The organism is Vibrio anguillarum (assembly GCF_003390515.1).
GTDB lineage: Bacteria > Pseudomonadota > Gammaproteobacteria > Enterobacterales > Vibrionaceae > Vibrio > Vibrio anguillarum.
On the sequence record NZ_CP031479.1, the window covers coordinates 2,973,357 to 2,986,030 of the forward strand.

Sequence of the window (12,674 nt, forward strand, 5' to 3'; positions counted from 1 at the left end):
CGAYACACGAGGTTCACTTTCTTTAAACAAAGAGGCGTGACCTCAACCTTAACTAGGTTGTGCGGCGCTATTCTTTTCTTCGAAAAGAATTTGGAGCGACACACGAGGTTCGAACTCGTGACCTCAACCTTGGCAAGGTTGCGCTCTACCAACTGAGCTAGTGTCGCATTCACAACGTTTCCGTTGTTCAGGGCTGCGAATTATAAGAGCATTTTCTTATGATGCAAGCCCTTACTGACAAAAAATCTTTTTTTTTTTTTTTTGACGAAAAAGAACGCAAATATGGCGCATTAATCACAAAAACTGGTTAACACGCCATCAGCAAAAAATGCCGTTCTGAAAATTAAATACTGAATATGGTCTTACGGTAGTACTGAAGCTCAGCAATAGACTCACGAATATCATCTAAAGCCAGGTGGCTACCTTGCTTAGAAAAGCCATCCAATACTTCTGGCTTCCAACGGCGAGTCAGCTCTTTTAGCGTACTGACATCCACATAACGGTAATGGAAGTAGGCTTCCAGCTCAGGCATATGTTTATAAAGGAAGCGGCGATCTTGCCCAATACTGTTGCCACAAATCGGAGATTTACCTTTAGGCACCCACTTTTCCAAAAACGTAATGGTCTGTTCAACCGCTTCTTGTTGTGTCACTGAGTCATGACGTACTCGCTCGACCAAACCGCTTTTGGTATGTGTGGTGGTGCACCATTCATCCATTTTAGCCAATTCAGCTTCTGATTGATGAACAGCCAACACTGGGCCTTCAGCCAAAATGTTCAACTCACTATCAGTTACAATGGTGGCAATCTCGATAATTTTGTGAGTTTCAGGGTCTAAGCCTGTCATCTCAAGATCAACCCAAATCAAGTTTTGATCGCTAAAAGACATAAATACGTTGCCTATATTGGTTTGCAGATAAAAAAGGTACTATACCCAAATTCAGATCCCCAAGATACCTTTGGACATTGGATCCAAACGGTATGATTTTGAGTAAAATCTCAACGTTGGATCAAAACGTATCATAATCATGAAGTAGATAATCGTGGCAAAGAAAAAGAAGCTGACGAAAGGTCAAGTACGACGCGTTCGTAATAATCAGAGTAAACGACTCAAAAAAGAGGACACAGTTTCGTGGGATGAAGCCATGCTCGGCACCGCAAAAACTGGGTTAGTGATTACTCGTTTTGGCCAACATGCCGATGTTGAAGATTTAGAGACTCACACCATCCACCGCTGTAATTTGCGCCGAGGCATTGAAACGCTGGTCTCAGGAGATCGTGTTATTTGGCGCCCTGGACTCGAATCGATGGCGGGTATCTCTGGCGTTGTCGAAGCGGTTGAACCGCGCAAATCGGTTCTGACTCGTCCAGATTATTACGACGGTTTGAAACCAGTAGCGGCAAACATTGATCAGATGGTCATTGTGTCATCCGTACTACCGGAACTGTCACTCAATATCATCGACCGTTATTTGATCGCTTCAGAAACCGTGAATATTGCGCCACTAGTGGTACTGAATAAGATTGATTTACTCAGCGATGAATTGCGTAACCAATATCAAGAGTCGTTACGTGTGTACGAACGCATTGGCTACAAAGTGCTTTTTGTCAGCAAAAAAAGCGGTGAAGGGATTGCTGAGTTAGAAGCGGAACTTGGCGGACGGATCAACATATTTGTTGGTCAATCTGGCGTTGGTAAATCCAGCCTAGTGAACGCATTAATGCCAAATTTGGAAGATGAAATTGAAGAAGGTGAAGTTTCTCAAGCATCTGGACTTGGTCAACATACCACCACTGCGGCTCGCTTGTATCATATCCCTACAGGCGGTGATTTGATCGACTCGCCGGGAGTGCGTGAATTTGGTTTATGGCACTTGGAAGCTGAAGCGATCACTGAAGCCTTTGTCGAATTTCGTCCCTTCTTAGGCGGCTGTAAGTTTAGAGACTGCAAACACGCTGACGATCCGGGTTGCTTACTACGTGAAGCCGTGGAAAAAGGTGATATTAGTAACACGCGCTTTGAGAACTACCACCGAATTTTAGAAAGCATGTCGGAAAACAAAGCTAACCGCCAATATTCGCGTAACAAAAAAGCGGATTTATAAATAGCATCGAGTTTTACCCCGGCAAATGTCCGCAGACTTGATCGATAAATTTTTTATCTGTCGCCATCGAATAATCCGTAAGCAATGGTGACTAACTGCTGACATGGTGAGAGTTTTTCAGTAACATCTCGCGCCCAAAGTGAAGAACATACAGTTAACATTGGAATCAGAGACAATGGATAAAATTAAAGTTGGACTGCAATACTGGATCCCACAACATGGCTTAACACGCCTGATGGGTAAACTCGCATCAGCGAAAGCTGGCGGTCTAACCACTGCAGTCATTCGTTGGTTTATTAAACAATATAATGTCAACATGGATGAAGCTCTGTATTCAGATCCTAGCCATTTCAAAACATTCAATGAATTCTTTGTTCGTGAATTGAAAGCCGATGCTCGGCCAATCAGTGACGGTGATAGCTTAATCACCCATCCGGCCGATGCTTGCGTTAGTCAATTCGGGCCGATTCAAGATGGCAAGCTTATTCAAGCGAAAGGCCACCATTTTACAGCGGTAGAATTGCTCGGTGGTGATGCCAAACTGGCGCAAGAGTTTGAAGATGGCGAATTTGCCACGCTTTATTTATCACCTCGCGACTACCACCGCGTACACATGCCTTGCGATGGCGTGTTACGTCAAATGATTTATGTTCCGGGCGATCTTTTCTCGGTTAACCCACTAACCGCCGAAAATGTACCGAACCTGTTTGCTCGCAATGAGCGCGTGGTGTGTATTTTTGATACTGAGTTTGGCCCAATGGCACAAGTGCTTGTCGGAGCGACCATTGTTGGCAGTATTGAGCTAGTTTGGTCAGGTACTGTCACGCCTCCGCGCGGCAATACCGTTTATCGCTGGGATTATCCAGCCCAAGGCAATACCTCTGTTGTACTGAAAAAAGGACAAGAGATGGGTCGCTTTAAGCTAGGCTCAACGGTGATCAACCTGTTTGCAAAAGATAAAATTCGCTTTGATGAGTCTATGCAACACAATGCTACAACGGTTATGGGTACTCCATACGCACAGCAACGTTAATCGCCATCTCTTAATGTTCCCTGCCGAATGCGTTAGCTCTGCATGTTCAGAGCTAACGCCTCTAGATATTTCGCTTTTTTTCTTTATTGATAAAAAACAAAGCTGCTGCATATTACTTCGCTAAAACTCAAAATTTCAAGCCGCGTCTAAGACCTTCATTCACATATCATTTACGCTAGTTACTTCAAGTTAACCTAATGAAGGTCATGTGATATGCCTACCATGAATACGGGAATGCTGATAAAGCTTGCGATCTGCTTTTTGCTGCCCATCGGTGTTTTACTGATGCCCATTGATGCAATACCGATTGATGACTTAACCTTAATTCAACATCGATTACTGGCTATTTTTTTATTGGCTGCTCTGCTTTGGGTATTGGAGCCAGTTCCTGTATTTGCCACCTCCATTTTGATCATTGCGCTCGAATTGGTGATGATTTCAGATAAAGGCTTGCATCTCTTTCGTTCGCCACCCGCTGGGCATGATATCGGCGAGTTAATGAAGTACACCGATATTTTCAGCGCTTTCTCTTCACCGATTATTATCTTGTTCATGGGCGGCTTTGCACTGGCGATTGCTGCTTCTAAATATGAACTGGACAACAACTTAGCCCGAGTTTTACTCAAACCTTTTGGTACTCAACCCCGCTTTATTATGCTGGGGCTAATGTTGATCACTGCGGTATTTTCTATGTTTATGTCCAATACCGCGACGACTGTGATGATGCTGGCGCTGCTCGGGCCGATCGTCGCTTCAGCTCCAAAAGGGGATTTAGGCATCAAAGCCTTAGTGCTCTGCATTCCGATTGCAGCGAATACCGGTGGTATTGCCACGCCTATCGGTACGCCGCCCAATGCAATCGCGCTGCAATATCTCACCGGAAGCAATAGCATTGATTTCTTTTCTTGGATGATGATGGGCTTGCCGTTTGTGATTATTCAGCTCACGTTAGCTTGGTTTTTGCTACAAAAACTGTTTCCCTCTTCAGAAAAACAGATGGTGCTGAAACTAAACGGAACATTCCAAAAAAATTGGCGTGCAATCGTGGTCTACATTACTTTTGCCGCCACCATAGTGCTGTGGATGACCACCTCTCTACACGGCATGAACACCTATGTGGTTTCTATTATTCCTTTGGCGGTTTTTACACTCACCGGCATTATGGGCAAAGAGGAACTGAAACAGATCAACTGGGACGTCTTGTGGCTAGTGGCTGGCGGGATAGCGATTGGAATTGGGCTAGATAAAACAGGGCTCGCTTCAGCATTAGCTCACGCGATTGATTACAGTTCTCTATCGCCTATCTCGGTCGTCATCACCCTGTCGCTCGTTTGTTGGCTCATGGCAAACTTCATGTCCAATACCGCGACCGCTAACTTACTCATGCCGATCGCCGCCGCGATTGGCACATCCATGGAAAGCTTGGCCAGTATTGGTGGTATACAAAGTTTGTTAGTGGTTGTCGCCTTTTCTGCCTCACTGGGTATGATTTTACCTGTCTCAACACCGCCGAACTCACTGGCCTATTCTACGGGGCTTATTGAGAGTAAAGACATGGCCAAAACAGGTCTGATTATTGGCGTTGTTGGCTTGTGCATTGTCTATACTGCCGCGCTATTACTAACCTAACCTTTGGTGACTGCGACTTGCATTGAGCGTCAAGACTGAATGCAGGTCGCAAAGATGAATCATTCCAGCCTAAAACTAAGTAAAAGCAAATCAACGAGATGAACAATAATCGAGCACGATCATATTAATCAAAGCTACATTCTCGTAGGATTACTCTGATTTACTTATTAATTTATCTGAAGAAACATGAAACGGCTTCATCATTTCGCTGCAACTAAGCGTAGGAGCCGTTAATTCATCTTTTCCTGATCTGAGCTATCGACACGCGGTTGTCAAACCGTTCTAGGGACATAACCCATGAGACATACCATCAAATTTAAAATTCAAGTCGCTATCGCCATCATCATCGCAATCGTCAGTGGCGTCCAAGCTTGGATCTCCGTCAGTCAATTACAGCAAGAAACGACCTATGCCATTAATAGTGAAATGGAAAATACCAGTCTTGCTACTCGCCATTACATCAGTGATTGGCTTGGGATCCGCAGCAATATGATGTTGGCCAATGAACCTTTTATTGCCAATAATAACAATGCTGACCAAGCATTGCTGGTGACTAAAAAGAGCGGTGATTTTCTTTCTGTTTATGCTGGTTTTAGTGATGGCAGCATTGCTTATGGTGATAAAACCGAAGATTGGCCAAGTGATTATGATCCAAGAACGCGCCCTTGGTATAAAGATGCAATGGCACAATCGGGGCTTATAATTACCGAACCCTACCAAGATTTTGATGGCAGCATCGTAGTTAGCTTCGCCAAAGCTTTTAAAGGTCAAAAACAAGGCGTACTCGCCGCCGATTTAACGGTAACCAATCTCATTAAAGAAGTGCTGAATGTTAAACTGAACAATCAAGGTTTTGCGTTTTTGGTTGATGGTAATAACAACATTGTTGCCTACCAAGATGAAGCTTTAAGCCAAAAACCTTTAACCAATTTAAACAGTGAATTGGATTCTCAGCACATGGCCAGCTTAGCTCGAGAAAATCGCGTGGATACCATCGCTTGGCCAAAGCAAGGCAACAAATTAATTTACGTCTCACAAATACCAAATACCGATTGGTTACTGGGCATTGTGGTGGATAAAGAGATGGCCTACGCCTCGGTTTCTGAGCAAATAACCTTTACCGCCATTGCCTCTTTAGTGCTCTACATTATTATCGCCAGCATCAGCACTTGGGTTGTAACCCGCTTACTGCAACCACTGCAGGTATTGTCGAACGCTTTAGCGCAATTAGCGCAAGGAGAGGGTGACCTCACCCAACGCATCGACATTCGACGCATGGATGAAATCGGTGAATTGGCCGAGAAAGTGAATCTCTTTTTAAGTCAAATGCAGGAGATGCTGAAAGGGATCGTCAGCCGTAGCCAACAACTTTCCCAGCAAGCACAAGACGCCAATGACCTTTCTGCTCAAGCTTCCATGCGAGTTGAGCACCAACAAAATGATGTCAACCAAATAGCCACCGCGATTCACGAGATGTCGGCTACCGCCGCTGAGGTGGCTAGCCACGCCGAACTGACCGCTAGCGCATCACAAGCATCGGCCTCAGCTTGTGATGACGGGCAGGCGGTTATCAAAAAGAATCGTGATTCCATTACTCACTTAGCCAATCAGGTCGATAGTGCGGCCAAAGTGATCCGAGAGTTGGAGAGCAATGCTCAAAGTATCAACCAGATCCTATCCACCATTCAAAGTATTGCCGAACAAACCAATCTGTTAGCACTCAATGCAGCGATTGAAGCGGCCCGCGCAGGTGACCAAGGCCGTGGTTTTGCTGTGGTAGCCGACGAAGTTCGTGTGCTCAGCCAACGTACACATGGCTCAACGGAAGAGATCCGCACCATGATTGAAACCTTGCAGCGCAATACTCAACATGCGGTCGAGAATATGGAAGCCAGCACCAAACTGGCCGACCACAGTGTTGACTATGCCGAACAAGCTCACGACAGTTTAGTGCGGATCACGCAAGCCATTACCGAGATCAATGATATGGCCTTGCAAATTGCCAGTGCCGCTGAAGAGCAGCGAGCCGTCAGCGAAGACATTAGCCGCAATACACAAGGTATCAAAGACGCTTCTGATGACCTTGCAAGCCAAACTCAGCAGAGCAGCCACAGCGCTCATGAAATGCATTTATCGGCAGAAGCCATGCGTAACGATATTCGCCGCTTCAAAGTATAAATCCTCTTGGCTTGCCTCTTTTAATCACATTGAGGCAAGCCCATAAATTCCCTTTGTTTTCCCCTAGCGCTTAAGGCATATTGAGATCCTTCCCTCGTTCAAGGATGTTTACATGGGCTACGAATGGCTCGCGCTTGCTGCCGCGTTTCTTTGGGCAGTAGCCAGTTTACTGTCTGTTACTCCCGCTCGCCATTTAGGAACCTTTGCTTATAGCCGTTGGCGGATGGGCTGTACTTCTCTCATTTTAGTGAGCATGGCGCTGGCAACTGGCGGCTGGACAACGGTAAACAGCGAGATGGTGACACCCATGATGTATTCGGGGTTGATTGGCATATTCATTGGCGATACGGCGCTGTTTGCGTGTTTAAATCGCATGGGGCCAAGACAAGCGGGTTTGCTCTTTTCCTGCCATGCCGTTTTTTCGGCCATTCTCGGCTATTTTTTATTCAGCGAAAGCATGAGCCATGCAGAGCTAGTGGGCGCGACTTTTGTCTTTTCAGGCGTTCTAACGGCCATCTTTTTTGGCCGCCGAGGGCAAAATCATAATGCATTGGAAGCAATTAAAGGCCGAGTATGGGTTGGCATTGCACTTGGCCTTATCGCGGCTCTATGCCAAGCATTGGGTGGGATCATCGCCAAACCTGTGATGCAAACGGGGATCGACCCCATCGCCGCTTCCGCGATTCGAATGCTCACCGCCTTCACCGCACACTGCTTACTGTTGGCTACTGGTGCAAAATTAGCACGCGCCACTCAAGCCATTACGCTGCCCATTTTTACCATTACTGCCATCAACGGTTTTCTTGCGATGGCGGTCGGAATGACATTAATTCTCTACGCACTGCGTGAAGGCAACGTGGGTATGGTGGCCTTGCTCTCCTCAACCACGCCCATTATGTTGTTGCCTATTTTATGGATGTATACCAAACAGCGGCCCAACCGCTTCGCTTGGTGTGGTGCACTATTTGCCGTGCTTGGGACGGGAATTTTAGTTTATTAAATGGCGCTAAAAAGGCACCGATGTTGATCAATAGGCTACCTTTATAGGCATTGATAGGGAGAATCATTGATCTTAACCTACTGCAATCGCTTCAAAGTGTAGTAAAATTACGCTAATTTCTGTTTAAGTTACTTTGAATTTGACGAGGTCATAACTATGTCAGCTAAGAAGCCAATGGCTTTAGTAATTCTTGACGGTTGGGGTTACCGTGAAGATAACGCACACAACGCAATCAGCAATGCACATACTCCAGTCATGGATAGCTTAATTGCAAACAACCCAAACACTCTGATTTCTGCTTCTGGTATGGATGTAGGTTTACCGGATGGTCAAATGGGTAACTCAGAAGTCGGTCACACCAATATCGGTGCTGGTCGTATTGTTTACCAAGACCTGACACGCATTACTAAATCAATTCTTGATGGTGAATTCCAACAAAACGAAGTGTTAGTCAACGCGATGGATAAAGCCATCAAAGCGGGCAAAGCGGTTCACCTATTGGGGCTAATGTCGCCAGGTGGTGTTCACTCGCATGAAGATCATATCTACGCTGCCGTTGAAATGGCTGCTGCCCGTGGCGCTGAGAAAATCTACCTCCACTGCTTCCTTGATGGCCGTGATACGCCACCACGCAGTGCCGAAGCCTCATTGCAACGCTTCCAAGACCTATTTTCTAAATTAGGTAAAGGTCGTATCGCCTCACTGATTGGTCGTTACTACGCCATGGATCGCGATAACAACTGGGAACGCGTACAAAAAGCTTACGACCTATTGGTTGAAGCCAAAGCAGAATTTACTTTTGATTCCGCCGTGGCAGGCCTTGAAGCCGCTTACGCACGTGAAGAAAATGATGAATTTGTTAAAGCGACAGAAATCAAAGCTGAAGGCCAAGACTCTGCTGCGATTGAAGATGGCGACGCCGTGATTTTCATGAACTACCGCGCCGACCGTGCACGTGAAATTACTCGTGCCTTCATACCAGATTTCAACGGGTTTGAACGTGCGAAGTTCCCAGCAATTGACTTTGTGATGCTAACCCAATACGCCGCCGACATTCCTCTGCTGTGCGCGTTTCCACCAGCATCACTAGAAAACACCTACGGTGAGTGGCTATCAAAGGCGGGCAAAACTCAGTTGCGCATCTCTGAAACAGAAAAATACGCGCACGTCACCTTCTTCTTTAACGGTGGTGTTGAGAACGAATTCCCAGGCGAAGAGCGCCAATTGGTTGCTTCACCTAAAGTGGCAACTTACGATCTGCAACCGGAAATGAGCGCGCCTGAACTGACTGAAAAACTCGTTGCGGCAATCAAATCGGGTAAATACGATGCGATTATCTGTAACTACCCGAACGGCGATATGGTTGGTCATACTGGTATTTACGAAGCGGCCGTGAAAGCATGCGAAGCGCTTGATGAGTGTATCGGAAAAGTGGTTGAAGCGATTAAAGAAGTCGATGGCCAGCTACTGATCACAGCAGACCACGGCAATGCAGAAATGATGGTGAACCCAGAAACAGGGGGCATTCATACCGCACATACCAATCTGCCAGTGCCGCTTATCTACGTCGGTAGCAAAGATCTTAAGCTAAAAGATGGTGGTAAGCTTTCTGACCTAGCACCAACGATGCTTGCTCTATCGAACATGGACATCCCTGCAGAAATGTCTGGTCAAGTGTTGTTTAAATAACTCACCAACCACGTGATGTTGAGCCTCGATAAATATCGAGGCTTTTTTTCGCCCAAGAACTCGATTTGATTGCAAGTTTTGACATAGGGCTTTCGCCTCGCGGATGGCTTTGAGTATACTGACTCACTAATTTGTCGATAGAGACTTGAAAACGGATGAGAAACAAGCCTTCACCACACCCACTTACTATAACGACTTGGTGGCATGCACTTAGCCTAGTGATGGTGTTAGGGCTAGCTTGCCTCTCCAGCTCACCGTTAATGGCTGCCACACAACAAGAGCTAAAAGGGGTGAAAGGCGAAATTTCTCGTCAGCAGCAAGCGTTAAATAATCGACAAAAAGAGCTCGATTCGTTGCAAAATGCGCTTAAAAAGCAAGAAGTGGGTATTTCAAGCCTAGAAAATCAGATCAAAAACACCAAATCAGAATTAGTAGTGGCTAACGCTAATATCGCTAAACTCAAGCAAAAGATCACGGCCTTAGAAACACAACAAACACAACAAACCGCCAAATTAGCTCAACTGATCAAAACCTATTACGCCACTCAGCGAGCGACAGCCTCATCCAACATACTCAATAATGGCGTGGAAGAAGATCGCATCAGCCAGTATTACCAACACTTGGCGAAGGCACGCAGCCAAACCATCCAACAGCTTGAACTTACGCAAAAAGAACTCAATGAAAGTGAAAAACAGCTGCGACTTGAACGAGACCAAATCGCCTCTCTATTGGAACAGCAGACCCAAAAGCGCGCTACATTAGCAAAAACGCAGTCAGAACGACGCAGTACAGTGGGTAAAATTCAAAAAAGCATTTCCGGTGATAAAGTCTACTTAGCTGAATTGCAACGCAATGAAACGCGATTACAAGCGGAAATCGCCAAAGCAGCAAAACGTAACGCTGTGCTAATGGATGGGTTAGCGCCGCAAAAAGGCAAGCTACCTTGGCCAGTCAAAGGCAAAATCCTGCATGCTTTTGGTACACGTCAAAGTGGACAAATTGATTGGAAAGGTCTAGTCATTGACGCCAATTATGGTCAAAACGTCAAAGCGGTTTATTCTGGCACGGTCGTGTTTGCTGAATATCTACGTGGTTATGGGCTGGTGGTTTTGCTCGATCATGGCAAAGGCGATATGACCTTATACGGCTTTAACCAAAGTTTGCTCAAAAAAGAGGGCGATAAAGTCACCGCTGGTGAAACCATTGCTTTAGCGGGCGACACTGGCGGTCAATCTCAGCCAGCGCTCTATTTCGAAATTCGTCGCAACAGTAAAGCCGAAGACCCAACACGCTGGCTCAGTCGCTAGCAAAACACATTCATCACCCAGTTAATCCGGGCGAGCGTTAGTGTGATGAATAGTACGCTTCTACTTGAGTAATGAATTGGGTCAATTGTCTTTTATCCAACGAATTAATACCCGCCGCTGCTTCTCGCCCGCCTCCGGTTGCAAAGGCGCTGCATAACCTATCCGCTCCCTGTTTATTGGCTAATGGAGCACGTAGCGAAACGGTATAACCACCCGATGAATTTACCGTTAAAACCATATGTGCCGCGGCGGGTGCTTGATTGGCTAGCCAATTACTAAACACACCACTCACTCGCTGTGATGATGCACAATCTGGCAGCTCGTACACGCTCAAACAGGCACTTTTATAGATAGGCTCTAACGACTGAGCGAGCTGCATATCTTGCTCATAAGCGTGCTGCAAATGATAAAAAGGGGAGTTGTCATCCTTCATTAAATCAAACGGTGAAGGATAAACTAGCAAGGCTTGGTACAAATCAGCGGGGTGATAATGAAGCTGCTCTATCGTCTCTCCATAACCGTTATAGTTAATCAAGGTGCCTAAGTTTTTTAGTTGTTCGGCTTGAGTGGTAGTTAGCCCCGCGTTGCGCGCTAAAGTATCCGCTTTAGCAATCAAATTATCGCCATAAGCTGCCACAATCGCCCACTCATGGAACGGACCACCTAACCACTGATCAATAATTAATGCCGTACAAGTATTAGGGTCCAAATCAATATGGGCGTCAAGCAGCGGAGTCTCGGGGATTGAGCCTGCATAGTGATGATCGGCATAAAACACCGTCACCCCCGCCGCAAGAGCCTGCTGTAAAGGTCGCTGATTCTTCTCCATCGAAATATCTAACACGGTCAGACTATCTCGGGATTGAAGATTAAGACGCTGGAGCAATTTGATATCACGCTTAACCCCAGTAACTAGGGTCGTCGTGCGAGGGTAAGCAAGCCGCAGCTGAAGAAGAGAGATGATGCCATCAGCATCACCGTTAAAAACGTCATAGTGCATATCAACACCACCCTTAGAGATGTATAGCTAAGAAGCTAACAGCTTCAAAGGATTAAGAACAATACTCAAAGGTTATAACTAAGCACAGATTATGATGCGTGCATCGCCCGCACACCTTCCTCTAATAATAGAAGCTGTTCAAGACCTTGTTCCGTTGCTTTGGGTTTAACGACTGCGATCATCTGTAACATGCCTTGATGAATCACTTGCTCGGTGATCTGCGTTTTGGAAAACATCGCTGACTGATAACTCAACCAACACGAGGCCGTCATATGGAGAGTGGTCACTAAAGATTGCATATCTTCTTTTCCGACAGACAGCAATTTCAGCTCAACAAAAGCGTGCATAATATTAATGAGATTAGTTTGCAGCTTTTCTTGTACTTGAATGTACTCACCATGTAGTACTTCATCACGCTGCAGGATTTCCGGTAAATTGGCATAGAAAAAACGGTATTTCCACATCAAAGTGAAGATCGAATCAAGATAATGCTTTAACAGAGTTAAGCTTTCGCGCTGTGCCGCAATCGGCTGAAAACGTTCGAGTAACTCTGCTGAATAGAGAGCAAAAATATCACGAACAATTTCTTGTTTATTACGAAAGTGATAATACAAATTACCTGGGCTGATTTCGATATGTGCTGCGATATGGTTAGTGGTCACCGTTCTTTCACCATGTTCATTAAACAGCGCTAATGCAGCATAAACGATCTTATCTTTGGTCTTCATCTTGT

At 45.7% G+C, this 12,674-nt stretch carries 10 protein-coding genes and 1 tRNA gene; 7 read left to right on the forward strand and 4 right to left on the reverse strand.

Going from position 1 to position 12,674, the window contains the following annotated elements:
- Positions 1 to 91 precede the first annotated feature (91 nt).
- Positions 92 to 167, reverse strand: a tRNA-Gly gene (locus tag DD616_RS16260).
- Between the two features lie 176 nt (positions 168 to 343).
- Positions 344 to 889 (reverse strand): oligoribonuclease, encoded by a 546-nt coding sequence (gene orn, locus DD616_RS16265; protein WP_010318948.1) that lies wholly within the window; start codon positions 887 to 889, stop codon positions 344 to 346.
- Positions 890 to 1,043: 154 nt separating this feature from the next.
- Between orn and rsgA the strand changes: the two genes are divergently transcribed.
- The 7 genes from rsgA (at position 1,044) to DD616_RS16300 (ending at position 10,941) form a co-directional block, all read left to right on the forward strand.
- A complete protein-coding gene (gene rsgA, locus DD616_RS16270) occupies positions 1,044 to 2,105 on the forward strand; it encodes a small ribosomal subunit biogenesis GTPase RsgA (protein WP_013857936.1) in 1,062 nt (353 codons plus the stop codon).
- Positions 2,106 to 2,280: 175 nt separating this feature from the next.
- The gene (asd, locus tag DD616_RS16275) at positions 2,281 to 3,138 is read left to right on the forward strand and encodes an archaetidylserine decarboxylase (RefSeq protein ID WP_094124511.1); all 858 of its coding nucleotides are present in this window, start codon (positions 2,281 to 2,283) and stop codon (positions 3,136 to 3,138) included.
- 213 nt (positions 3,139 to 3,351) lie between these two features.
- Positions 3,352 to 4,767: an SLC13 family permease gene (locus DD616_RS16280; RefSeq protein ID WP_208871922.1), complete on the forward strand. Its 1,416-nt coding sequence runs from the start codon at positions 3,352 to 3,354 to the stop codon at positions 4,765 to 4,767.
- A 297-nt stretch (positions 4,768 to 5,064) separates the two neighbouring features.
- Positions 5,065 to 6,945 carry a methyl-accepting chemotaxis protein gene (locus tag DD616_RS16285; RefSeq protein WP_208871923.1) on the forward strand — a complete coding sequence of 627 codons (1,881 nt, stop codon included), beginning with the start codon at positions 5,065 to 5,067 and terminating at the stop codon, positions 6,943 to 6,945.
- Positions 6,946 to 7,057: 112 nt separating this feature from the next.
- Entirely contained in the window at positions 7,058 to 7,945 is an 888-nt protein-coding gene (locus tag DD616_RS16290) for a DMT family transporter (RefSeq protein ID WP_208871924.1), read from the forward strand.
- Positions 7,946 to 8,101: 156 nt separating this feature from the next.
- Positions 8,102 to 9,634: a 2,3-bisphosphoglycerate-independent phosphoglycerate mutase gene (gpmM, locus tag DD616_RS16295; RefSeq protein WP_013857941.1), complete on the forward strand. Its 1,533-nt coding sequence runs from the start codon at positions 8,102 to 8,104 to the stop codon at positions 9,632 to 9,634.
- Positions 9,635 to 9,855: 221 nt separating this feature from the next.
- Positions 9,856 to 10,941 (forward strand): murein hydrolase activator EnvC family protein, encoded by a 1,086-nt coding sequence (locus DD616_RS16300; RefSeq protein ID WP_231140426.1) that lies wholly within the window; start codon positions 9,856 to 9,858, stop codon positions 10,939 to 10,941.
- 37 nt (positions 10,942 to 10,978) lie between these two features.
- Here DD616_RS16300 and DD616_RS16305 read toward each other — a convergent pair whose 3' ends face one another.
- Together DD616_RS16305 and DD616_RS16310 are read right to left on the reverse strand one after the other, a co-directional pair.
- Positions 10,979 to 11,941: a hypothetical protein gene (locus DD616_RS16305; RefSeq protein WP_017047549.1), complete on the reverse strand. Its 963-nt coding sequence runs from the start codon at positions 11,939 to 11,941 to the stop codon at positions 10,979 to 10,981.
- Positions 11,942 to 12,030: 89 nt separating this feature from the next.
- Positions 12,031 to 12,669, reverse strand: coding sequence for a TetR/AcrR family transcriptional regulator (locus DD616_RS16310; RefSeq protein ID WP_013857945.1), 639 nt, complete (start codon positions 12,667 to 12,669; stop codon positions 12,031 to 12,033).
- Between the last annotated feature and the right edge of the window lie 5 nt (positions 12,670 to 12,674).